The sequence below is a fragment of the Mesotoga sp. UBA5847 genome (assembly GCF_002432735.1).
GTDB lineage: Bacteria > Thermotogota > Thermotogae > Petrotogales > Kosmotogaceae > Mesotoga.
Genome location: NZ_DJGL01000014.1, coordinates 66,040 through 90,048 on the forward strand (window position 1 = coordinate 66,040; position 24,009 = coordinate 90,048).

The 24,009-nt window shown below is 46.2% G+C and carries 21 protein-coding genes and 1 other annotated feature; of the genes, 6 read left to right on the forward strand and 15 right to left on the reverse strand.

Annotation, left to right across the window (positions count from 1 at the left end; translation table 11 throughout):
- Positions 1-57: 57 nt before the first annotated feature.
- From B3K91_RS01620 to B3K91_RS01640, 5 genes are all read right to left on the reverse strand, one after another.
- Positions 58-1,245, reverse strand: a complete 1,188-nt coding sequence (locus B3K91_RS01620) for a BamA/TamA family outer membrane protein (protein ID WP_292593892.1) — start codon at positions 1,243-1,245, stop codon at positions 58-60.
- A gap of 9 nt (positions 1,246-1,254) precedes the next feature.
- Positions 1,255-2,499 (reverse strand): ABC transporter substrate-binding protein, encoded by a 1,245-nt coding sequence (locus B3K91_RS01625; protein WP_292592573.1) that lies wholly within the window; start codon positions 2,497-2,499, stop codon positions 1,255-1,257.
- 16 nt (positions 2,500-2,515) lie between these two features.
- Entirely contained in the window at positions 2,516-3,337 is an 822-nt protein-coding gene (locus tag B3K91_RS01630; protein ID WP_214060599.1) for a carbohydrate ABC transporter permease, read from the reverse strand.
- Positions 3,330-4,262 carry a carbohydrate ABC transporter permease gene (locus B3K91_RS01635; RefSeq protein WP_214060600.1) on the reverse strand — a complete coding sequence of 311 codons (933 nt, stop codon included), beginning with the start codon at positions 4,260-4,262 and terminating at the stop codon, positions 3,330-3,332. The genes B3K91_RS01630 and B3K91_RS01635 overlap by 8 nt, the downstream gene beginning before the upstream one ends.
- Before the next feature lie 101 nt (positions 4,263-4,363).
- Positions 4,364-4,960, reverse strand: a complete 597-nt coding sequence (locus B3K91_RS01640; RefSeq protein WP_292593894.1) for a class I SAM-dependent methyltransferase — start codon at positions 4,958-4,960, stop codon at positions 4,364-4,366.
- A 125-nt stretch (positions 4,961-5,085) separates the two neighbouring features.
- Here B3K91_RS01640 and B3K91_RS01645 point away from each other — a divergent pair, with 125 nt between their 5' ends.
- The 6 genes from B3K91_RS01645 to B3K91_RS01670 all read left to right on the forward strand — a co-directional run bounded on the left by B3K91_RS01645 (position 5,086) and on the right by B3K91_RS01670 (position 8,311).
- Positions 5,086-5,397 (forward strand): DUF5320 domain-containing protein, encoded by a 312-nt coding sequence (locus B3K91_RS01645; RefSeq protein WP_214078172.1) that lies wholly within the window; start codon positions 5,086-5,088, stop codon positions 5,395-5,397.
- A gap of 4 nt (positions 5,398-5,401) precedes the next feature.
- Positions 5,402-5,623 carry a DUF5320 domain-containing protein gene (locus B3K91_RS01650; protein WP_214061055.1) on the forward strand — a complete coding sequence of 74 codons (222 nt, stop codon included), beginning with the start codon at positions 5,402-5,404 and terminating at the stop codon, positions 5,621-5,623.
- Between the two features lie 3 nt (positions 5,624-5,626).
- On the forward strand, positions 5,627-6,478 hold the full coding sequence (locus B3K91_RS01655) for an ATP-binding protein (protein WP_292593895.1): 852 nt from the start codon (positions 5,627-5,629) through the stop codon (positions 6,476-6,478).
- The gene (locus B3K91_RS01660) at positions 6,478-7,356 is read left to right on the forward strand and encodes an ATP-binding protein (protein ID WP_292593897.1); all 879 of its coding nucleotides are present in this window, start codon (positions 6,478-6,480) and stop codon (positions 7,354-7,356) included. The genes B3K91_RS01655 and B3K91_RS01660 overlap by 1 nt, the downstream gene beginning before the upstream one ends.
- A complete protein-coding gene (locus B3K91_RS01665) occupies positions 7,356-7,676 on the forward strand; it encodes a NifB/NifX family molybdenum-iron cluster-binding protein (RefSeq protein ID WP_214061058.1) in 321 nt (106 codons plus the stop codon). Before B3K91_RS01660 ends, B3K91_RS01665 begins: the two co-directional genes overlap by 1 nt.
- Positions 7,677-7,849: 173 nt before the next feature.
- Positions 7,850-8,311, forward strand: coding sequence for a helix-hairpin-helix domain-containing protein (locus tag B3K91_RS01670; protein WP_292593899.1), 462 nt, complete (start codon positions 7,850-7,852; stop codon positions 8,309-8,311).
- Here B3K91_RS01670 and B3K91_RS01675 read toward each other — a convergent pair.
- The 10 genes from B3K91_RS01675 to rplK all read right to left on the reverse strand — a co-directional run bounded on the left by B3K91_RS01675 (position 8,308) and on the right by rplK (position 24,007).
- Positions 8,308-9,810 (reverse strand): carboxypeptidase M32, encoded by a 1,503-nt coding sequence (locus B3K91_RS01675; protein ID WP_292589269.1) that lies wholly within the window; start codon positions 9,808-9,810, stop codon positions 8,308-8,310. The genes B3K91_RS01670 and B3K91_RS01675 overlap by 4 nt on opposite strands.
- 84 nt (positions 9,811-9,894) lie before the next feature.
- A complete protein-coding gene (locus tag B3K91_RS01680) occupies positions 9,895-10,779 on the reverse strand; it encodes an ABC transporter permease (RefSeq protein ID WP_099828967.1) in 885 nt (294 codons plus the stop codon).
- On the reverse strand, positions 10,772-11,803 hold the full coding sequence (locus tag B3K91_RS01685) for an ABC transporter permease (RefSeq protein WP_214060512.1): 1,032 nt from the start codon (positions 11,801-11,803) through the stop codon (positions 10,772-10,774). Before B3K91_RS01685 ends, B3K91_RS01680 begins: the two co-directional genes overlap by 8 nt.
- Positions 11,800-13,314: an ABC transporter ATP-binding protein gene (locus B3K91_RS01690; RefSeq protein WP_292592583.1), complete on the reverse strand. Its 1,515-nt coding sequence runs from the start codon at positions 13,312-13,314 to the stop codon at positions 11,800-11,802. Before B3K91_RS01690 ends, B3K91_RS01685 begins: the two co-directional genes overlap by 4 nt.
- Positions 13,315-13,412: 98 nt before the next feature.
- Complete coding sequence (locus B3K91_RS01695) at positions 13,413-18,107, reverse strand: DNA-directed RNA polymerase subunit beta' (protein ID WP_292592584.1); 4,695 nt, start codon at positions 18,105-18,107, stop codon at positions 13,413-13,415.
- Between the two features lie 40 nt (positions 18,108-18,147).
- Complete coding sequence (locus B3K91_RS01700; RefSeq protein ID WP_214061043.1) at positions 18,148-21,672, reverse strand: DNA-directed RNA polymerase subunit beta; 3,525 nt, start codon at positions 21,670-21,672, stop codon at positions 18,148-18,150.
- Between the two features lie 106 nt (positions 21,673-21,778).
- Positions 21,779-22,165, reverse strand: a complete 387-nt coding sequence (rplL, locus tag B3K91_RS01705) for a 50S ribosomal protein L7/L12 (protein WP_292589261.1) — start codon at positions 22,163-22,165, stop codon at positions 21,779-21,781.
- Positions 22,166-22,186: 21 nt separating this feature from the next.
- The gene (gene rplJ, locus B3K91_RS01710; RefSeq protein WP_099828961.1) at positions 22,187-22,729 is read right to left on the reverse strand and encodes a 50S ribosomal protein L10; all 543 of its coding nucleotides are present in this window, start codon (positions 22,727-22,729) and stop codon (positions 22,187-22,189) included.
- A gap of 8 nt (positions 22,730-22,737) precedes the next feature.
- Positions 22,738-22,856 (reverse strand) — a sequence feature (ribosomal protein L10 leader region).
- A gap of 14 nt (positions 22,857-22,870) precedes the next feature.
- Positions 22,871-23,569, reverse strand: a complete 699-nt coding sequence (gene rplA / locus B3K91_RS01715) for a 50S ribosomal protein L1 (RefSeq protein WP_214061044.1) — start codon at positions 23,567-23,569, stop codon at positions 22,871-22,873.
- 12 nt (positions 23,570-23,581) lie between these two features.
- Positions 23,582-24,007: a 50S ribosomal protein L11 gene (gene rplK / locus B3K91_RS01720; protein WP_099828959.1), complete on the reverse strand. Its 426-nt coding sequence runs from the start codon at positions 24,005-24,007 to the stop codon at positions 23,582-23,584.
- Positions 24,008-24,009: the final 2 nt, after the last annotated feature.

A 24,009-nucleotide genomic window follows, 5' to 3' on the forward strand; every position in this document is an offset into this window, starting at 1 on the left:
CTCGTTTTGTGCTTGCAAAGAAAAGCAAATGATCTTCTTGTGAAGCTAGCCAAGAAGTTACCTGAGTTCGAAGTAGAATTTGAAACCGTCTCCCCCGAAGAATACTTGAGGCTCCACTCCAACTCCCAGTGGTGTTCTCCACTCGAAACCTATTCCTATCGACAGACCGAGAGTGGAGTTGTCACCCGCGGCCGCCATCAAGTAGAGCTTGGGAATGAAGACGCTCATATCATCGGAAGGAGCAATGCCGAAGCTCTCAGTGAGAGGGACTCCTGCCTGAAGTATCTCCAGCGCATAGAATCTAGGATTAAATGCATTGGGGTTCCAGCCCTTGAGATCGGTGCTTCCTCCCAGGTAGAAACTCCTGGTGACCGGCGCAACTCCGAAATAAGTCACACCTGCTCTTGTCTCACTCTCGATATAAATTCTTCCAATTATCCTGTACCAGTAATTTACAGACGCCTTCTGCTGGAGATAGCATATTCCTTCCCCAAATCCAAAGGAAAGATTTGTCTGCCCGTAGAGATTACCTCTCTTCTCCTGATAATTGTCTTCATCCCCGAAGGCAAAGGCTCCTGTTAGTATTGATACAGAGTAGTCGTTTGAATCCGTAGCCTCAAATGTTGCACTTTCAAAGGTGTAAGAGAGTCCAGCAACGTAGTCTCCAAAGGGATATGTCGCACCCAGATCTACAGAACTAAGAGAAAGAATAGTATCTGCTTGCCACGGAACATCTTTAAACAGAGTCACTTCAATGAAGGGATTGATTCCTGTTCCAAAGACGCTAAGCGTGCTTGCGCCAAATCTCAATCCCCCCCAGAAGAACTCGGGTTGGGGAAGGAACCCGAGGATTTTCTTGTCGGTCAATCTGAGAAACCGAACCCCGCCATAGATATTAACACCGGTACCGAGGAGATTTCTCTCCCCCAAACCCATTGACATGTACATGCCAAAATAGGGATAGATTGTCGAGCTCTCCTGAACCGTAATCACCAGCTTATAGTCGCCATTTGAGTCTCTAAGCTGAAGATATACGTCTGTAAAGAGACCGCATTCTTCCAGATTTCTCTTTGCCCTGTAGACTCTCTCGATGTCCAAATCTTCACCGATCTTGAGCCCGGAAATATTGATCACCACTTGTGGAAGTGTCTTATCAACACCTGTTACTTCAATTTCAACGATTTTGTTGGCAAAAACCGTCAGAGAAAAGAAAATGAATATTACCGACAGAAGTATTCGCTTCATCTCATCACCTCACTCAAGCAACGCGTTGACTTTCGTCACAGCACTATCGAAAGCCGATTTTGGCTCTGAAACCCCTTTTCTTACCTGCTCAACAGCGTCGTAAAGAATATTCCTGATCTCAATAATATTTGTGTGAACCGGCCTGGGTCTGGCAAACTCTATCGAGTCTATTGGAGCCTTCAACTGCGGGAAGCGCTGCCAGATAAGCTGTATCTCAAGAGAACTCATTGCAGACTTCAGAACCGGCATGTATCCCGTTCCCTCATACCAGAACAATGTGTTCTTCTCTGAAACCATCCATTTGATGAAGGTCCAGGCGGCCTGAAGCTTCTCTTCTGAGAGTCCGGCCATTATGGCAAGAGAACCTCCTCCAAGCGTTGTGGTTTTCTGCTTACCTTCAGGAAGAGGGGCTACTCCCAGACTCCAGGGTATGTTCTCGAGAGCGTACCTAATTCCTCCGCTCGTCATGGGGCCCATCGAGATTCTCCCCATTGTGAAGGACTGTATTCCTTCATCGATGGTCAAGTCCACCGGAGACAAACCCTCGACGAACCAACGCCTCCACGTTTCCAGAGCCTCGACTCCTTCAGGAGAGTTGATTACACACTCGGTCATATCTTCATCGAAAATCTCTCCTCCGTTCTGCCAGACAAGAGGTTCAAACTGATAGAACATGGTGTCTACACCCCATAAGAGACCATACTGAGAGGGTCTAGAATCCAGAGATTTTCTTATTGTGAGTCTTCTGGCGTACTCCTCGAGTTCCTCCCAGTTCTGAGGAGGTCTGTCTGGATCAAGTCCCGCTGCTCTGAAATGATCCTTGTTGTAAAAAAGCATAAGCGCACTGATGTTGAAAGGAAGCGCATATGGCTTTCCGTCACGAACTATTGTCTGCCAGAAGCTCTGGACAAAGTCATCGGGGTCAAGCGTAGGATCGCCGGCCAGAAGATCTGTGAGATCCTGGAGAGAATGGTCTTTTGAAAATATCTGGATGTGCTCGATGTTAACCTGTGCTACATCCGGCCCTTTTCCAGCCAGCAAAGCCGCCTTTAGTTTCGTAACGGTCTCATCGTACGAGCCCTGAAAGATTGCCCTTACAGTGATGTCCTTGTGTGCCTTGTTGAAATCAGATACGAGTTTGTCGATAATCGGCTTCTGATAATCGGACATCGAGTGCCAGAATGTGAGCGTGACAGCTCCCATTCCCGTTAGTGCAAAGATCATCAAGATAACTACCATGGTCACTCTTTTCATCTCTTCCTCCTTATCGCTATCCTTTTAGTCCCGTAAGGGTTATTCCCTTCACGAATTGCTTCTGAGCGATGAAATAGGCTATCATGATCGGAAGCGTAGCCACTACAGTTGCGGCCATAAACTCTCCCCACTGTATTCCCCCTTCAGACTTGAACATTGCTAGTCCCAACTGAACAGTTCTCATCTCAGGTTCGCTAATAATCAAGAGGGGCCAGAAGTAGTTGTTCCATGACCACATGAAAGAAAAGACTGCGATTGTTGCTATCGCGGGTTTTGTGAGAGGTAAAAAAACATTGAGCAGAGTTCTTAAAGGACCGCAACCATCGATTATCGCAGCATCCTCTAGATCCCTTGGAATCGTGAGAAAGAACTGCCTCAGAAAGAAGATCGAGATCGCAGTGGCTGCGTGAGGAATAATGAGGCCAAGGTATGAGTTGTCCAGATTGAGTCTCATTACAACGAGATACTGCGGAATCATTACGACTTGCTGAGGGATCATCATAGTTGCCAGAAAGATGTAGAATATCACTTCTCTGCCCCTAAATCTCATTCTCGCAAATGCAAAGGCCGCTAGAGAGGCCGTCACAAGTTGCAAGAAAGTGGTTCCCAGCGCTACGATAGTGCTATTGAGAAGGTATCTTGCGAATGGAACTTTCGTGAAAACACTAACATAATTCCTCAGTGTGAACTCCTTCGGGATAAGAGAAAAGGGATCCATGAGAATCTCTCGCAAATCCTTAAAGGAGGTCATGAAAGACCAGAAAAACGGGAAAATCATCACAACTGCACCGGATATCAACACGAAGTACTTCAGAATCCTTCCAATCCTCTTACTCATAATGAACAGTCCTTTCAATTGTCTTTACCTGGAATGCAGTCAAAAATATCACAAAAAGGAAGAGAACAAAGGCCATTGCGGACGCATAGCCAAACCTGTAATAGGAGAAGGCCTCTCGATAAAGCCGAAACACGACAACGGAGGTTGTATTAAGCGGTCCGCCGTCTGGAGTCATAACCATAATCGGTCCAAAGACCTGGAAGGAGCTTATGCTGAACATTATGAGAAGGAAGAACGTTGTCGGTGAAAGAAGCGGAACGGTGATCTTTCTCAACATCTGGAACCTGTTAGCTCCACTCAACGCCGCCGCTTCATAGTATGTGGTAGGGATATTCTGAAGACCGGCCAGATAGACAACCATGGCATATCCGATATTCTGCCATATTCCCATTAGAATTATCACGAAAAGCGCTATGCTCGGCCCCTGCAGAATTCTGGGAAGCTGAATGCCTGTCCAGTTGAAAAGAATTTGAATTACGCCCTGAGGATTAGTTAACCAGTTGATGTAATCCCCGCCAAACAAGGAGATGATATGATTCACATAACCGAGTTCCGTACTGAACAGAAAGCTGAAGCCCATACCGGCAGCTATGGGCGATGTTACTACCGGAAGGAAGTAAATCATTCGAAAGAACCCTATCCCCTTCATCGTCGAATCGTTCAGAAGATTGGCAAAGAGAAAACCGATAAGGAGCGAAAAAGGGAGAACGCCGAGAATGTAATAAGCGGTGTATAACATTGAGTCCCAGAATTCGCTCGATGAGAGAATCTGTGAGTAGTTCCTCAAACCCACGAAAGTCATTGTCGGAGACAGGTCCCACTCAAAAAAGCTAATGGCAAATGAGTAAATCAATGGATATAACAGAAAGAAACCAATAATTGCACCTGCTGGTGCAATAAATATGTAAGGAGTAGCTTTCTTCACCTGTAGACCCCCATAATGCTATTGGTCAAATACTGAAACACCAGCCCTTCCTTGAACGCCCACAAATTTCAAAATCCTGAAGACTCAACTAACTTGAGAGTCTAGTCGCACCGACATAAATACCACCCTGTCGTAGATGAAAGCCTAACGTCTTTTACAATGGGAAAATTCTCTTTGAGCTCTTCGAAGGCTTTCGGAACGAAGTTTCTGTAATCGCTTCTTTCGAAGAACTCGACAACATAGACCAAGAGATTTCTATTCGGAAAGAACTCATGAACCAGAACCTCTTTCCTGCATATTCTGCGACTCTCTCTATAAAACTTCTCCCTGCCGTCAATCTTATGACCGTGTACAACATAAGATGCAACGAGAAGATCAAAACTATTGTCTTCAAAGGGAAGCTTCTCAAAAAAGTCGCCTTGAACGACTTTGACTCCGCTTTCCTTAAGATTATGCTTCGCTATCGCTACCATGGGAGTCGAAGCATCAACAGCCGTTACTCGGTATCCCAGTTCGTCGAATGCTTTGGCAAGAGCACCTGTTCCGCAACCGATATCGAGAACGCTCTTGATGTCGTCGCCAAGTAGAGAACGATGTTCTTTCAAAAGGCTTCGATAATTCTTAAGCTGCGACTTGAAAGCAACGTTATAAAATGGGGAAATTAGTGAAAACAGCAAGACATGAGCTTTGTTTCCCATCTATCCTCCTCACTTAGATAATATCAGAAATTCTCCAGAATTCGGCAAAGCTAGATTTGTTGTTGACATTGTTAGCTGCAACCAGTATAATATATATGATTACTGCATATATAGGAGGTGACAATATGCCATTTGGATCTGGTCCTATGAGGTTTAGAGACGGTTCCTGCAGATACTACGGCTTCGGCCCTGGATATGGAGCGGGATACGGAAGAGGAATGGGATACGGTAGGGGATTTGGACCCGGAAGAGGTTTCGGTTATTATGGACCATACGCCTACGATCAGGAGATTTCACCTGAGATGGAGAGTCAGGAACTGAAGGAGTATCAAGCGATGCTTAAGAGAGAGCTTGAGATGATCGGCGAAGAACTCAAGGAAATAGAGAAGAGATTGGAAACGCTTGAAAACACAAACAGTACTGAAGAGGAGGAGTGACAATATGCCGTGGAGAGATGGAACTGGACCCGAAGGTTATGGGCCGATGACCGGCTGGGGCATGGGAAACTGTGCTCCCGATGATCAAGTGTCGAGGCCGACACCCGCAAGGAACTACTACCGACCATTTCCGAGGAGAAGACTTTTTCTCGGAAGAAGGATGGGTTTTGGGGGAGGATTTGGAGCCGGAAGAGGCATGGGCTATCGCTTCAGGAGATGGTGGTAGGCCTTGGTTATTGCCGTACTAAGTGGCAAGGGAGGCACAGGAAAGACAACCCTTGCCACAAACCTCGCATACGCAATATCTGAAGAGTTTGATGTTCAACTTCTGGACGCAGACGCAGAAGAACCCGATGTACATCTGTTTTTTAACTCAAAGATTGAGCATGAAGAGGAAATTGAGCTGATGCTTCCCGTAATAGACAAGGAAAAGTGCACTCGTTGCCGCAAATGCGCTGAAGCCTGCCAGTTTGGAGCACTTTCTGTTTTTGACACGGGTGTCATGGTCTTTGAATCTTTGTGTCATGGCTGCGGTTTGTGCACTTTTGTCTGTCCCGAGAAGGCAATCACCGAGAGGCCAAAAACCATTGGAAAAGTCATGACGGGTAAGATCAACAACAAAATCGATTTTGGAATGGGAATACTGGAAATTGGAGAACCATCTCCTGTAAGGGTCATCAGAAAGCTTAAAGAGAATATCGATCGAAATAAGGTCGTCATCATTGATTCTCCCCCGGGAACGTCCTGTTCTGTGGTAGAGACACTAAGAAAAGTAGATTTCGCGATACTGGTAACCGAACCCACTCCATTTGGTCTTCATGATTTGAAACTTGCAGTTCAAATTGTAAGAGAGATGGGAATTCCTTTCGGTGTCGTAATCAACAGAGATACGAATTCTTACACAATGATAGATGAGTATGCTGGTGAAGAAAACCTCGTTCTCCTCGAAAGAATACCCTTTGACCGCAGCATAGCGGAAGCCTATTCAGAAGGCAAGCTATTTACTGAGACTTCGCCATCATGGAAGATACGGTTCAAAAAACTGGCGGAAAAGATCATCTCTTCATCGGGGGTGTCATGATGTTCCAACTTGCCATAGTAAGTGGAAAGGGCGGAACTGGAAAGACAACACTTGCAGGATCGCTTTCCTCTCTTTTTGACTCAATAGTGATGGCCGATTGTGACGTAGACGCACCAAACCTTCACCTCATTCTCGAGAATAAGCAGATCGAGAGATTTGAATACTATGGTGGCAAAAAGGCCGAAATTTCTGATCAATGCATATCATGCGGACTCTGCGAGAAATTCTGCAGGTTCGATGCGATTATCAGGGGAGGTCCTTACTCAATCGATCCCTACGCATGTGAGGGATGCGGCATGTGTGTGGCTGTCTGCCCGGCAGATGCGATTTCACTCAAAGACAATAAATCGGGCGATTACTTCTTGTCTCAATCGAATGAAATCCCTCTTGTCCACGCTTTATTGACTCCAGGGGAAGAGACTTCTGGAGGGTTGGTGGCCGAGGTCAGAAAGCTGGCAATTAATGTCGCAGAGAGAGAAAAAAGAGAAGTAATTGTGATCGATGGTGCCCCGGGAATAGGGTGCCCCGCAACTTCATCGATTACCGGGGCAACTTACGTTCTTGCAGTTGCCGAACCGACTGTTTCTGGAAACCACGATCTTGCAAGGATAGTGGAGACAATAAAACATTTCAAGAGAGACTTTGGAATAGTTATAAACAAATGGGATTTGAATACAGCCAAGAGCGCTTTCATAGAGTCCTGGTGTGGAGCCAACGGTATAGAACTGCTCGGCAAGATTCCCTTTGACGAGCAGGTAGAGAAAGCGACGATTATGGGAAAACCGGTTGTTGCAATGGAAGACTCTACGGCAGCGCAAGCAATAAAGCGAATTGCCTTGAGGTTGAAACGGAAAATTTCCGGAGGTGTAGAAGAATAATGAAAATAGCTATCCCAGTGAAAGAAAAGAGTATCAACAGCATCCCAGACGATAGATTTGCCAGAGCTAAGTTCTTTCTGCTGTATGACCCGGAAACGGGAAGCGAAGAATATGTAGAACCAGACAACAGTGTGGCGCACGGTGCCGGACCTATGGCAGTAAATATGCTCACAAAGCAAGGGATAGACACAATAATAGCTTTCCATCTTGGAGGCAACGCCATTCAAGCTATAGAAGCAGCAGGCATGGCCTTCTATGAAGCCTTTGTCGGCACGGCAAAGGAGAACATTGAAGCTGTTCTTAGCAGAAGGAAAAAATAAATCCACGGGCCTATCCTCTGATATCCCGATCCCTATGTCACTCATTGAGGCTTTTGTATGCCTGGATTTTGTCTAAGCAAATAGATTCACTTCAAATAGAGCGCAAGAGAATTCCGAGCATCTTACTCTCTGCCGGTTGTAAGCGGTGTAAAATACACTGAGAGGTGATACCGGTGAGAAAAGAGGAACTTGCAATGCAATTTGACTTGCTCTCGAGACTTCTCAAGGTCATAAGAGACAACCCGTTCAAAGTGAGAACCTACGAATTCGCCGCAAGAATAATCAGATCAAATTTGCCGGGAGGCCATCTCTCAGATGGTGACATAACAAAGCTTTTAGAAATAAGTGGCATTGGAAAGGCCGTAGTGGACAAATCTCTCGAGTACCTACAGAAGGGTGAGATCAGCAAGGTATGTGAGATAAGTGATGAAATGCCCTCGCCAATATACCTTCTCACCTCTCATAACCTTGTAGACGCTGAAGTAATTTCCTTCATGTGGAAAGATATGGCGATCGTTGAGCCACAGGAAATAATCTCCTTTCTTACTAGTAGAAAGGAGAGTCTGAAGCTTTCATCCGACAGACTCTCCGAAATTGAGGCCTTACTTGAAGATCTAAAGGCCTCTGAGAACTAAATGAAGTAGATTTCGGAATACTTATCGATGACATACTTCAAGAAATAAGAAGAATCTAGCTCCTTTCCCGTCGCTACTTTGAGAAGCCTCTCCGGTTCATGCTTTCTGCCTACAGCATGAATGTTCTTTCGCAACCAGTCTACAAGAGCCAGAACGTCTCCCTTCTCAATCCTCTTTTCGAGATTTGGGATATCCTGTCTTGCTTTCGCGTACATTTGAGCGGCGTAAAGGTTTCCAAGCATATAAGAGGGGAAGTATCCGATCATTCCCGATGGCCAATGAATGTCCTGCAGCACACCGTCCCGGTTGCTCTCAGGTTCAATTCCCAGGTATTCTCTCATCTTTGCATTCCAGGCAGCCGGAAGCTCAGACACTTTCAAATCGCCTTTCATCAACGCTTCTTCAAGCTCAAACCTTACCATGATATGAAAGTTGTATGTCACTTCGTCGGCTTCTATTCTTATCAACGAAGGTTTGACATTGTTTACAGCTCTATAGAAGTCACCAAGCGAAACACTCCTGAAGTTTGACGGGAAAGCCTTCTGAATCTGAGGATAGAAAAACGATAGAAACTCCTTGCTTCTTCCCACTATGTTTTCCATCATTCTTGACTGCGATTCGTGGATTCCTAATGAACATGCACCATATATAGGTGTATCTTTCAGAGAAATCGGCAGCCCCTGCTCATAAATTGCGTGACCCCCCTCATGGATAGATCCAAACAATGAGGGCGTGAACTCTTCGATCACGTACTTGGTAGTCACTCTAACGTCATTCACTCCAATGCCAATCGTGAATGGATGGACAGTCTCATCCAGCCTACCTGCATCGAAGTCATAGCCAATGAATTTCAAAGCCCTTCTGCTGAGCTTCTCCTGAGCCCTCTTGCTGAACATCCCTTGAAGGATTGACGTGTCAGGATGTGTGCCTTTATCCAATATCTTTTTTACGAAGGGTATTAGTTCTGATTTCAGTGGTTCGATGACCTTCCGTAGCTTTCTTGCCGTCATCCCTTCTTCGTAACCTTCGAGTAGCGCATCATAGGGGTTTTCTTCATAACCATACAGTTCTGCCATTTCTCTAGAAAGATCGACAATCTCTTCCAGATATGGCTCCAAGCTGCTAAAGCTGTTTTCTTTTCGCGCTCTCTCCCATACCCTTTCACTCTTAGACGTTAGGACGGAAAACCTATGATGAAGCTCAGGTGGAATTGACCTGGCCCTTTTGTATGCTTTCGTAGCAACCCTGACCATTGCTTTTTCATCATCTGTTAATCCTTCTTGGGTTGCTCTTTCGTTCAACTGGCTTAACAATGCTCCAAATTCATCTGAGACTGCCTTCTTGAATGCAAGAGTTGATACATAACCTAGAGCCTCCGCCCTATTCTCGGCCCCTTTAGGGGGAATGTAAGTCCTCAAATCCCAGACCATCAGGGCCGCTGCATTCTGAAGATATGAGATCTCGGAGTATTCTGATTTAAGCTGATCTATTAATTCCAAAACTGCACCTCCAATTCGATGAATTATATCATGGTCCGACTCGGCTATTCTAAGAGCCTCTTAAGTATCCTCAACCATTAGGAATCACGAAAGCTGCTTCGCCTTTCTTCCGCCGTATGAGATAGCAAGGATAGCAAGAGAAGCGAAGTAAGGTAAAGACAATAGTAACTTAGGAGATATTTCTGTGGAAACTTGCAGGAAGATGGAGAGTTCTGTAACAAAGCCCAACATGACAGCCGAAACAACTACAAGAAGCGGGTTCTTTCTCCCCATTATTACGGCAACAAGAGCCAGCCATCCGCGCCCCCCAGACATATTGGATACAAAGGCTCCTAACGGTATGGAAAGTGCTGAACCGGCCAAACCCGTGAACACTCCACTGCCAATGTATGCTATGAATCTCATTTGATCTACTCTAACACCGCTGTAAAAGGCGCTTTCATCGTCATACCCACAGGCCCGCAATTTCACCCCAACCACCGTCTTCTTGAAAAGATAGAAGAGAGCAAATGGAGTGGCAAAGGCGATTAGATCAAAAAAACCGAGTCCATTCAACCAACCAAATACAGTACCGCCTAAGACATCAATAGAAAGAGCGGCAGGCCTGGGGGAACCTCCGAAGACAATTGTGCCTTTACTACTGAACCAAACGTCCGTCAACACTACAGTCAATCCGACGGATAGAAGGTTGACCGCAATTCCGACAACAAAGAGATTCGCCTTCAGAAATCTCACTGCAAAGTAGATAAGCGATGAAAGAATGATCGACACAATAATAGAAGCAAGAGTTCCGAGAAGGATGCTACCCGTGGTCGATGATATTACTACTGCAAAAAACGCACCTGAGAGAATTGTACCCTCAAGTCCAATATTGAGCCATCCCGAAACCTCTGTCAGCAATCCTCCGCTTGCTGCAAGAACGATAGGCGTCGAATTCCTTATTGTGTCACGTACTATGGCTTCAAACATATCTTCTTCTCCTGAAGCTCACGGGAGCAAGTGCCTCTGCAGTGACTAGAAAGAAGACCACTGCCTGGACTATCTTAGCCAGTTCAGGCGTGACACTCGCTTCAATAGATGATATCTGTGCTCCGCTTTCCAGGTATGCAAAGAACAGAGCTGCAGGAATAACAAACAACGGGTGATTTCTTGCGATAAGGGCAACCGCTATTCCATTCCATCCGTATCCGGCCGAGAAACCCCTCATAACTCTACCGTGTGCGCCTATTACATCGATTATCCCTGCGGTGGAAGCAAGTCCCCCACTCAGAAAGAGAGACCAAAAAATGACTTTGCTGGTATTCACACCTGAATAACGAGCGAACATCCTGTTCTTGCCCGAAATTCTTAATTTGAAGCCTTCTCTAGTCCTGAACATGAGAAACCAAAGAACAAAAGCGACTATCAGTGAGAAAAAGATCCCAGTATGCAGACTTGAAGGTTGCATGAGTCTTGAAAACCTGAGATTCGCGGGCAAACTTAAGGATGCCGCAAGTCCCGACTGTCTGTCGTTGAAAGGTCCCTCAACGAAATAGTCTACGACAAGAATTAGCCCATTGCTGAGCAATAGAGAAGAGATTAGCTCACTGACACCCATACGAATTTTGAGGACGGCTGACAAACTTGCCGCCCCAGCCCCAAACAAGAAACTCACCAGGATCATTGCCGTAATCCCTAGAGTACCAGACAAATTACCCGATAGAAGTATACCTGTCGCAGTCCCGACAAATGCCCCGAGATATACCTGCCCTTCAATGCCAAGATTGAAGGAAGACGAACTGAAGGCTATTGAGGCTGCAAGCCCGGTGAGGATAAGTGGAATTGCATTTGAAATAAGATTGCCAAAGTAAAACCTGTCTGAAAAGACGGAAAGGAAGAATGATCGGGCCGAATTGATGGGCTCTTCACTCATCAAAACTACGAGTAATAGCCCGGCAATCAGTGCAATACCTATAACAAGGAGTGATCTTCTCAAATCTTGAAAGCTTGTCATCTTCGATCTTCCCTCAACGTTCCAGCAAAATGCTCTCCTATTGCCTTCTTGCTGAGTGCTGGTCCGTTCGCTCCGGAAAAGACTATCCTTCCCTCTGACATCACAACAACTCTATCCGCCACAATTAGTGCTTCGTCAAGATCAGAAGTGAATATCACAATGGCCATCTTCTCTTTAATACTCTCTAGAGTGCTGCGCAGCTTCTCCAGATGTCTGACATCGAGCCCTCTAAAAGGCTCTCCCAGGAGAAGAAGCTTTGGCTCCGAGCTGATCTCTCTAGCTAGCAGCAACTTTTGCAGGTTTCCACCAGACAAAGTGAAAACCGGATCGCCGATACTGCCAAACACAACACCATACTTAGAAAGCAGTTCCCTCGCATAGTTATCCATTTCTCTGCCCGAAACAACCCAGCCTCCACTGAGGACTCTCTGAATAACTAGATTGTCCCGTATCGATGAACCTCTACAACTCGCCAACTTATCTCTGTCTGAAGGTAGCGAAGCCACTCCGAGTCTTCTGAGTCTATGCGGCGGTAGATTGGTAACGTCAATTCCGCCGAGCAGGATTCTTCCAGAAATCACCTTTCTAACTCCGAATAGTCCTTCTTGAAGCTCCTCCTGGCCATTGCCGGCCACTCCCGTTATAGCGATAAGCTCACCCTTTCTAGCCTCGAAAGATACATCCCTGACTGCATCTGACCCTTCTACAGAAGACTCTACACAGATCTTCTCAACTTTTAGAACGACCTCTTCCGACAAGGAACTCCGGACAGAAGACCCGGGAGATTCTTCTCCGGCCATCAAATCGTACAGTCCTTCGACCGAGATCTCATCTTTCCTGAAACTGCCTACTATAACCCCGGATCGAATCAGGTAAATCCTGTCGGACACAGAATAAGCTTCCCGCAGCTTATGAGTAATGAACACAATGCTCTTACCTTCACCCTTAAGTTTGTTGAAGGTTTCGAACAACTCTGCCTTCTCGTTTTCGGAGATCAGAGCGGTCGGTTCGTCGAATATTAAGATATCTGGCGAGTTCTGAAGCAGCCTCAGGATTTCCACTCTCTGTCTCTCTGCCAAGGAAAGAGTTCCAACTTCTCTATCCAGAGGCAGCTGTAACTGATATCGTCCTATCAACGTCTCAATGTATTCTCTGTAGCTTTTCGCCGTTCTTTTCAACCTATTCGCTTTACGTGCGATCAGAAGATTTTCAAGAACAGTAAGCCTGTCGATTACTCTCAGATTTTGCGGAACCATCCCAATGCCCATTTTTAAAGCCTGTGAAGGGTTCGACGGAGAGTACGGCTCTCCTTTGAGAAGCATTGAGCCACTGTCTGGTTTTTCTATTCCGACAATTGCCTTCATGAGTGTTGTCTTTCCCGCAGCATTCTCTCCCAGAAGCGAGATTAACTCGCCCGGGAAAAAGGAAAGCGTCACTCCGTTTAAAGCTTTTGTTTCGCTCGTCTCATAAGTTTTCTTAAGATCCGATACTTCCAAAATCGGCTTAGACAACTCAGCCCCCAAGTAGTGATTTTCCCTCTACAATGTTACCATCACAAAAGAAAAGCGGAAAGCTATTTAAGCTTTCCGCTTCTATTAGAAGTACCTACTCAAGCCAACTCCTCTTCCTGTAAACGAGAAGGGATTGAAGCTTCTTCCACCTGCAGATTTGCATACATGTCAAGACCTGTTCCGGCAGGTATAAGCTGACCAACAATTACATTTTCCTTCAGCCCCTGAAGGAAGTCTGACTTACCCGCAACAGACGCCTCGGTGAGAATTTGAGGCGTTTGCTGGAACGATGCGGCCGACAACCACCCTTCACTCTCAAGAGATGCCTTTGTGATCCTTAGAAGCTTTCGCTTGAACTTAATGGGATCTTTCGGCATTATCTGGATCTTCTTCTCGGGAATTACCGTATCGGGGTTGAAGTCATCGACCAGCTTCTGATACTGATCCTCATCCACATCATAGATCAATATCTGCTTGATTCCGCCCTTCAATATCTGATTCAGGAGCTCTTCCGTAATCGGCTCGGCCTCGGCTGCAATCTTCTGTATCTTTCCATCTTCATCTTCGCCTAGGACTCTCCTCGCCAATCTCTTATCGATTACATACTCTCTGTTCTCTCCGACTCTGCTGTTGGCTTCATCTATTGTTTTGTTTATCTTTCTGATTTCGACAATGTCTAGGAGATCTCCAGGCAGGAAGTCTGTGTCTCCGGGGTCCGTGACTTCAACTTTAGAAAGCATTTGTCTGATGATAAGTTCAAAGTGCTTGTCGTGAATTTCGACTCCCTGTTCGGCATAAACCCTCTTGATCTCTGTCAGGAGGTATAGCGCCGTCTGAACGAGGCCTAGCTTTTCCATAAGTTTCCTTGGCCTCACCGTTCCAGTTGTTATGGCCTCTCCTTCTGTGACTTTGTCACCAATCTCGATTTTTGGCTTTATGCTCGAGGAGAGATCGTATTCGCTGATGCCTCCGGTCTTCGTTTCGATGTAGACCTTTCTCCTACCCTTGTCGTCAGGGACGAGATCCTTCACGAACCCGCTATCGCCCTTTTCTATAAAGAGCGCCTCAGGATCCTTGAGCTTCTTTCGGGCCTCAAACAATTCCTCTGCCCTGGGAAGACCTCTGGTGATATCCTGTCCAGTCGCTATACCGCCAGTGTGGAATGTTCTCATCGTGAGCTGTGTACCCGGCTCTCCAATTGACTGGGCAGCAACTACACCTACGGATTCTCCAACATTCACTATTTCATGGTTTGAAAGATCCATTCCATAGCACATAGCACAAACACCACTGTCGGATTCACAAGTAAGAACAGACCTGACCTTTATCGTCGGTCGGACTAAGACCTTGTCGATCTCGTTCTTTTGCAGCTTCTTGGCAGTGAGCTCGTCTATCTTCTCCTGATACTTGACAAGCATTTCCTTGTTACTGTTCTTTATTGGATCACCTGCAAATACCTGACCGACGCAGGGGAAGATAACAACTTTCACTTCTTCGATATCCGAGTTCTTTAGCTGGTGCAAAATATCGCTGCCGATATGGGTTCCCGCTTTGTATTCCTTATCGTTTATTGTGATGGTTTCTGCCAGCTCTGTATAGTTGATCAACCGGGTCACTTTCGGAATACTAAGCACTTCTTCTCGCGCAACTTCGACTTCGGCCCTGTAGTTCGAAAGGAAAGCCGCATCTTCATCTCTGATCATTGTATCGCGCAAGTATTCCTTTCCCGTCTTCCCATTCTTAAGAGCTCTTCCAGTCAGCGGGTTGATGATATCTGACGTAAGAACTCTTCCAAAGAGAAATTCTTCGAGCTTCTCTATCGTTACTCCGTCTGCCATGAGCTCTATGGCTTCAATGCCCTCGTGAGTTCCACAGTTCGGAGTCGTTACGGTTATAGTCTGGGAAACGTCTACAAGTCTTCTGGTGAGATAACCTGCAAACGACGTTCTTAATGCCGTATCGGCAGAACCCTTTCTGGCTCCATGGGTAGATGTGAAGAATTCGAGCTCCGTAAGTCCATCTCTAAAGTTTGACTTTATCGGTACTTCGATCGTCTTTCCCGATGGATCTGCCATCAAACCTCGCATACCTGCAAGTTGCTTAAGCTGGTCGATATTTCCTCTGGCTCCGGAGTCAACCATCATATAGATTGGATTGAAGGGATACTTCTCGAACTCTGCGTATGTCTTCTCCATTATCTCCTGAGTGGTATCTGACCAGATTCTGATTATCTCCTGTGTTCTGCCCTCTTCTGTAAGAAAGCCTGACTTGTACAGATTCTCGATCTGATCTACCCTCTCCTGCGCGGCCTCTATAACCTTGTCCTTTTGCGGATACACAACAATGTCGTTTATGGATATTGTGAGCCCGGAAGCAGTCGCGTAATGGAATCCAAGAGACATCATGTCATCCAGAAGGTCTGCGGTTCTGTCTATTCCATATTCGTGGAAGCAGTCGTAGATTAGCTTCTTTATCGCTTTCTTGTTGAACTTCTTCATGTAGTCCCTAAGCTTTTCAGGAACTATGGTGTTGAAGATTATCCTTCCTACCGTTGTTAGCGTGAGCTCTCCGGATGAGGGATCTAGCTGAACAAGAATAGGATCGTGAAGTGATATATATTCCATGTCGTAAGCAAGAAGCGCTTCTCCCGGAGAAGAGAACTTCCAGTCAACCCATTCAAGGGCCTTCTGCCTAACCATCCTCCTCGCTTCAACATCGGAAATCTTTTCATCTTTGAGGAGGGCTGAGTAGTAATCCATTACCTCTTTCTCTTTCTTCTCATGATCGTGGTCAACGGTCGTGAGATAGTAAACACCGACGATTATGTCCTTGCCTGGCATTGAAATAGGCTTGCCGCTGGCAGGGGAAATCACGTTGTATCTGCTCAGCATAAGGAACTTCGCCTCTGCCTGCGCAGCTGCGGATAAAGGCACGTGAACAGCCATCTGATCGCCGTCAAAGTCTGCGTTGAAAGGTGCGCAGACAAGCGGATGAAGCTGAATCGCGTTTCCTTCGACCAATTTGGGTATGAAAGCCTGTATGGATATCCTGTGAAGCGTCGGTGCCCTGTTGAGAAGAACGGGGTGTCCCTTGATCACATCTTCGAGGACTTCCCACGCTTCGGGCATTTCCTTTTCTATGATTGTTTTCTTAAGTTTTCTCGCCGTCTTGCTCGATTCACTTCCGTGAAGGAGCTTTGATAGAACGAACGGTTTGAACAACTCCATTGCAACCCTCTTGGGGATTCCACATTCATGAATCTTCAGGTCAGGCCCAACGACGATGACCGCTCGACCGGAGTAATCTACCCGCTTTCCAAGCAGATTCCTTCTGAATCTCCCCTTCTTGCCCTTCACCAGGTCGGTGAGAGACTTCAAAGGCCTTCCCGATTTGTCGGATACTGCTTTTCCTACCCTACCGTTGTAGATTAGGGAGTCAACTGCCTCCTGAAGCATCCTCTTCTCGTTTCTGATTATTATGTCGGGAGCCCCGATCTGCAAGAGTTTTGCAAGCCGGTTGTTTCTGTTTATGACCCTTCTGTAGAGGTCGTTGAGATCGGTTGTAGCAAACCTTCCACCTTCGATTTGAATCATAGGTCGAAGGTCTGGCGGGATTACCGGAACAACATCCATTACCATCCATTCCGGCCTATTGCTAGACGCTATGAAGTCCTTGACATACTTGAGTCTTCTGAGAAGCTTGAGAGCCCTGGCACTGCTTTTGGGAATAGTCTTCAATTCATGTTCTATCGCTACCTGTAGCTCTTCGAGATCCGTGCCCTGCAATAGTTTCTTAATTGCAGCAGCACCGTAATCACAGGTTACTTTGCCCGGGTAAAGCTCTTTGTATGCCTCATATTCGTTCTCTATCAGGACTTCACCGATCGTTCTTCCTGTCTCCTCCGAGACTGCAGGGTCGATCTCGGTGATTATGACTATAGGTCTATCGCTCTCGGTATCTGTTTCAACTTCGAACTTGCCGGGATAGTACTCGTCGAAGATCTTATACTCAGTCGCCGAAAGAACTTCATCTTCAAAAAGGAATCTGTCGGCAAGGGTATCTCCCTTATGAACTTCATCCTCATTCTGGACATATATAAGGGCGCCTTCAAAGACCGGGTACTTCTTCTCTATCCCAGTTTCATCCTTGACGATTATCCAGTTCAGTTCTCTCTCGGTACTGCTGTCGATCCTCTCGATCGTCACTTTTCCGTCAATGTCCGTTGTAACCGGTCCGTGAGGGTTTTTTACCTTGTAACCTTGCTCTACTTCGAAGCTGAGTTTCTTCGTGTATATTTCGTATTCGGTCTGGTACATCGTCATTCCAGGGAAGAAGTCCGTCTCCTTAGGGTCTGTCACGACATAAAGTCTCTCTATAACCCTCTTAGATCCGTAATAGATGATGTTCTCGAGATCCTTCGCAGGAATGTTCAAAAGTGAAGAAAGAACACTAGGCGCACTCTTCAAGTACCAAACATGAGTAACAGGAGCGGCGAGCTCAATGTGACCCATTCTTCTCCTGCGAGCCTCTTTAGATTCGACTCTCACACCACAACGTTCACATACTGTACCCTCGTACTTTTTACCCTTGTACTTTCCGCATGTACATTCGTAGTCTTTTGTCGGACCAAAGATCTTCTCACAGAAGAGTCCGTCTCTCTCCGGTTTGAATGTGCGATAGTTTATCGTCTCGGGCTTCTTGACTTCCCCGCTTGACCAGCCCTTGATTCTGTCCGGCGACGCGATATCAATTTCCAGCTTATTGACTTTTCTCTTATATGCGCTTACTGGCATCTGCTTCCCTCCTTGAGGGGTAGCTCCCTTCTATTGATCCTCATAGTTTATCCACATCCAGCTCGACATTGTTCTGGTCAAAAACTTTGACGTCGAGTGAAAGCCCCTGAAGTTCCTTTATAAGAACCTTGAAACTCTCAGGTATTCCTGGCTCGGGGATGTTGACTCCCTTAAGTATTGCCTTATAGACATCATTTCTTCCTTTGATGTCGTCAGATTTAATTGTGAGCATTTCGTTCAGAGTGTGGGCCGCTCCATATGCCTCAAGCGCCCAGACTTCCATCTCACCAAATCTCTGACCTCCAAAGTGAGCCTTTCCACCTAGAGGCTGCTGATGTATGAGTGAATAGGGACCTGTAGATCTTGCGTGAATCTTGTCCTTCGCTATATGAACTAGCTTGAGCATGTACATTATTCCTACCACTACCGGGTAGTCAAAAGGCACGCCAGTCCTACCATCTCTTAGGGTAACTTTACCTGTCTTCAGCTCTTCGCTGTCACCGGCTTCAAGTCCAAACTCTTTTCTAGCCTCGTAAAGCTCATTCATGATCTCTTCTTCTGTAGCCCCATCAAAGATTGGTGTCGCAAAGTAACGATTCGTAAGTTTCCCAAGCCAACCGAGATGTGTCTCGAGCACCTGCCCGACATTCATCCTCGACGGAACGCCAAGAGGTGAAAGAACAAGCTGTATAGGAGTTCCGTCAGGAAGGAAGGGCATATCCTCTTTTGGGATTATATTCGAAACGACACCCTTGTTGCCGTGTCTACCCGCAAGCTTGTCTCCTACATCCAGCGGCTTTCTGATACCAACGAAGACTTTAACAAGCTTGTTTATGCCCGAACCGAGTTCAGAAACCTCTTCCTTCTCGAAAACCTTGACGTCGATGACTCTACCTTCAACACCATGAGGGAGTTTTAACGATGAATCCTTGACATCCCGTCCCCTGTCTCCAAAAACCGACCTGATAATCTTCTCTTCGGGGGTGGTCTCGGATTCGCCCTTTGGAGTCACCTTTCCAACAAGAATATCCTGAGACGTGACATATGCTCCTACTCTCACTATACCGCTCTCATCTAGATTCTTCAGAGACTCTTTCGAGACATTTGGAATATCAGCAGTTATCTCTTCGGGACCAAGTTGAGTATCCCTGGCGATTGTTTCATACATCTCAACATGAATAGTTGTGAAAATGTCGTCTTCGAGAAGCTCCTGGTTGACGAGAATGGCGTCTTCGAAGTTGTACCCCTCCCAGGGCATAAAAGCTACAAGAACGTTCTTACCCAGTGCAAGCTCTCCCATCTCGGTCGATGGACCGTCGGCGATAGGAGCGCCCTTTTCCACGACTTCACCAACCGAGACAATTGGACGCTGGTTTACCGCGGTATCCTGATTGGTTCGAACAAACTTATACAACGTATAGACATCTTCAATTGCTCTTCCTTTGTCGTCAAGTTCCGACTTTCCCTTTTCGTCTATTCTTTGCACAATGATTCTTCTTCCATCGACGTTAACAACTTTACCCCGATGCTTCGCTAGAACTACATATCCGGAGTCTCTTGCAGCTACTCCTTCGACACCGGTGCCGACTATAGGAGCTTCAGACTTGACAACAGGAACCGCCTGTCTCTGCATGTTAGATCCCATCAGTGCTCTGTTTGCGTCATCATTTTCGAGGAACGGGATCAAAGAAGTCGAGATTGAGACAATCTGCTTGGGGGAGACTGACATGAAGTCTACTTCCTCCCTCATAACATATCTCACTTCACCGGCGTAACGAATCTCTACGTTTTCATCGGCAATACACCCGTTGTCGTCCATTTTAACTGTGGAGTGAGCGATATTGTAACTTTCCTCTTCATCTGCTGCGAGATAAACGATATCTTCAGTAACGAACCCCTTCTGCACCTTCCTGTAAGGCGTGAGAATGAAACCATACTTGTCTATCTTCGCAAAAGTTGCCATTGAGGTCATAAGACCAATATTTGCGCCTTCAGGCGTCTCTATAGGACACATCCTCCCATAATGAGAGTGATGGACGTCACGCACCTCAAACCTCGCGTGTTCCCTCTTCAAACCTCCCGGTCCTATTGCAGACAATCTTCTCTTGTTCGTCAATTCAGCCAGAGGATTTACCTGGTCCATGAACTGCGAAAGCTGACTTGTTGCAAAGAATTGATGCAGCGTGGTCATGAGAGTTCTTACGTTAACCAGGCTCTGCACCGAAATCTTGTCGAAGGAAGTGTATATCGTAAGCTTCTCTTCGAGAAGCTTATGGATCTTCATAAAAGCCTTCTCAAACTCAGTTTCCATAAGCTCGCCCACTGTTCTTACTCGCTTGTTTCCCAAATGGTCTTTGGTATCGAGAAGTTCGGGACGGCTTTCTATCTCTGTCAAGTGCCTTGCAGCAAGTACAACATCTAAAACAGTGAGAACGCTCGACTCTTCGGCATAGTCGGTGTCTTTCGAAACCTTCTTTCCTTCGATCTCCTTGAGATAGTCTTGATAGACTTTCTTAAGTCTGCTGTTGACCTTGTACCTTCCAACGTTTGAGAAGTCAAAGCGGTCCGGACTGAAATAAAGGTTAGTAATATAACTCTTTGCAGCATTTATCCTCGGAATTTCGCCCGGCCTAAGCTTCCTGAAAAGCTCTATGTAAGCGTCGTCCTCAGTCATACCTTCACCGTATGTCTTCTGCAAAGCGCTGAAGGTCTTCATAGCTATAGGAAGCGGCATCTTGATGGTCTTCACATCGGCTTCAATTGCCCTTGCAATAATATCCTCTGTAAGAAGTGTTCCTTTCTGAGCTATCAAATCTCCTCCGGGAGTCTTGACATCTTCAAGAATCATGCTTCCGACACTTGCGAGCAATTCGTCCTCATCCGACCCGTCATATTCATGTTCGAAAAGTCTCAGTAGATCAAGATCATTCTCGTAACCCAATGCCTTCAAGAAGACGAAGAAGTTCAGTTTCCTTCTCCGGTCGATCCTCGCCTGCATTATCTGCTTGTTAGGGTTAAGAAGTATCTCAAACCAGGCTCCCTTTACAGGCAGAAAATGGGCAACATAAATCGGCAGAGAACCAGACACTGCCTTTGTCGGTTCGTCAACAAAGTAGACACCCGGCGACCTTACAAGCTGATTGACTATTACTCTCTCCGCTCCGTTAATTATGAAAGAGGCGTTATCAGTCATGTAAGGCAAGTATCCGAAGAAAGCCTCTTCCTCCTTGATCTCTCCTGTATAGAGGTCGGTGATTCTTACGGTCACATAAAGCGAAACGGAATAAGTTAGCCCCTTGTCTTTGCACTCCTGGATGGAATGCTTTGCCTCGCCGATTCTAGTTGAAACAAAATCCAGAGAGAAGCCTTTCTCGCCCTTCTTAAGATCCGAACGCTGAATTTGCGATTTAATTGGAGAATACTTCTTCAGAACACTCAGAAGACCTTCATCGATGAACCATTCAAAGGAACGAGTCTGGATCTCAATGAGATTCGGAATTTCAAGAGGTTCATACACTCTTCCAAAGACCCACCGCTCTCGTTTGCCAAAATTGGCCTTTCTCATCAGATCACCTCTCGTATGTTTGAGCACACCAAACCCACATCAGAGCATCATCCCTGATGTGGGTGTATTTATTATACAGACAATATGTAACCAGACAATTGCCCAATTACTTCAGTTCGACTTCGGCGCCAGCCTCTTCGAGCTGCTTCTTCAGTTCTTCGGCCTCCGCTTTCGGAAGGTTCTCCTTCACAACACCCTCTGGACTGCCGGCCTTTTCAACAAGATCCTTTGCTTCCTTGAGTCCGAGTCCGGTAATTGTTCTAACGACTTTAATGACATCGATTTTCTTAGCCCCAAAAGACTTCAAAACAACCTTGAATTCAGACTGCTCCTCTTCTTCCTCGACCGCTACTCCGCCCGCTACAGGCCCTGCTGCAACTGCCATAGGTGCTGCTGCACTGACTCCAAATTCATTTTCAAGTGCTTTCACCAGTTCCGAAAGTTCTGAAACTGTCATTTCTTTTATTGCGCTTATAAGTTCTTCCTTAGTCATCTTACCACACCTCCACCTGAATCATTCAGCTTTTTTATCCTTAATTGCATTTAGAGCATACAGGAACTTTGTCAATATTCCGTTCAGAGTATATACAAGACCGGTTATCGGGGCGGCGAATCCTCCAACGACCATTGCGATCAACTGATCTCTAGACGGAAGCTTCGCCAACTCAGAAGCCTGGCTGCCGGCAAAGTATCTGCCTTCAAGATACCCTGATTTTATCAACGGAAGGGTCTTGTTATTCTTGTTGAACTCAGTGATTATCTTTAGCGCTGAGACCGGGTCTTCGTCCTCGACAGTCAGTACCGCCGTAGTTCCGATGATTGACTCTTTCCATTCACTCTCGTCGAACCCGGCCTTGTTCAGAGCAAGCCTGACCAATGTATTCTTCTTTATTGTGAACTGAGCTCTATCGTCGTACTTTTCGTAGAGCTTGTCCCTGAAAGCAGTGATACCGTCAACCTTCATACCCTTGTAGTCGGCGAACAGAATCAATGAAGACTTTTTGTAGGCTTCTGTTAGGCTCTCAACGATTTCTTCCTTTCTTTCTCTGGTTAGCACTTCTTGCACCTCCTTTCAAAAAAGCGGCCCCAAATCGAGGCCGCAGAAGGCATTCACTTCTACTTACCTCGGTAGGTGGCTTACGCTCTTAATAACCTACTGTCTTTGGCAGTGAGTACATATATGCTTGGGTATCTTAAGCTATTTCTCGGTTTCTTTAACAAAGTAGACCTTTATTCCTGCACCCATGGTTGTAGTGAGGAATACCTTTTGAACAAACCTTCCTTTTGAACCGGATGGCTTCATCTTCATTATTTGATCGAGAGCTGAAACGAAGTTTTCGCGCAGCTTCTCCTTGTCAAACGACTTCTTTCCGACGGGCAGATGTAGATTACCGGTCTTGTCGTTCTTGACTTCGATCCTCCCCGCCTTAAAACCCTTCACGGCATCTTCAACGTCTGTTGTCACAGTTCCTGCTTTCGGAGACGGCATCAGACCACGGGGTCCCAGAACTTTCCCCAATCTACCTATGTCTCTCATCATGTCTGGTGTAGCTATCGCGACATCGAAATCGGTCCAGCCACCCTGAATCTGCTGAACCAAATCGTCGGATCCAACAAAATCCGCGCCAGCCTGCTTGGCAACTTCTGCCTGCTCCCCCTTCGCAAACACTAGAACCCTAACATTCTTTCCAGTTCCGTTAGGAAGAGAGATAGTACCTCTGACCTGTTGATCTGATTTGGCTGGATCTATCCCGAGCTTTATGTGCATCTCAACCGTTTCGTCAAACTTTGTCGACGGAAAACTCTTCAAAAGCTCGATTGAATCCTCCACAGAGTAAACCTTATTTCTGTCAACGGATTTCCTCGCCTGAATATATCTCTTTGATCTAACCGACATTTAAACCCCTCCTCAACCTACGATTTCGATGCCCATATTGCGAGCTGTTCCAGCGATGATTTTCGCAGCGGCATCTACTGTTCTGGCGTTGAGATCAGGCATCTTGATCTTCGCAATCTCCTCAAGCTGTGCTCTGGTAACCTTCCCAACTTTGTCTCTATTGGGCACTCCTGAACCCTTTTGTATTCCGGCTGCTCTAAGCAGCAAGAAACTAGCGGGTGGAGTCTTGAGGATGAAGCTGAAGGATCTGTCGGCATATACCGAAATAACAACCGGTAACACCATACCGGCTCTGTCAGAAGTCTCTGCATTGAACTGCTTGCAGAACCCCATAATATTCACTCCATGTTGACCGAGAGCCGGTCCAACTGGAGGTGCTGGCGTTGCCTTCCCCGCTTCAAGCTGAAGCTTGATTTGGGCAATGACCTTCTTAGACATAT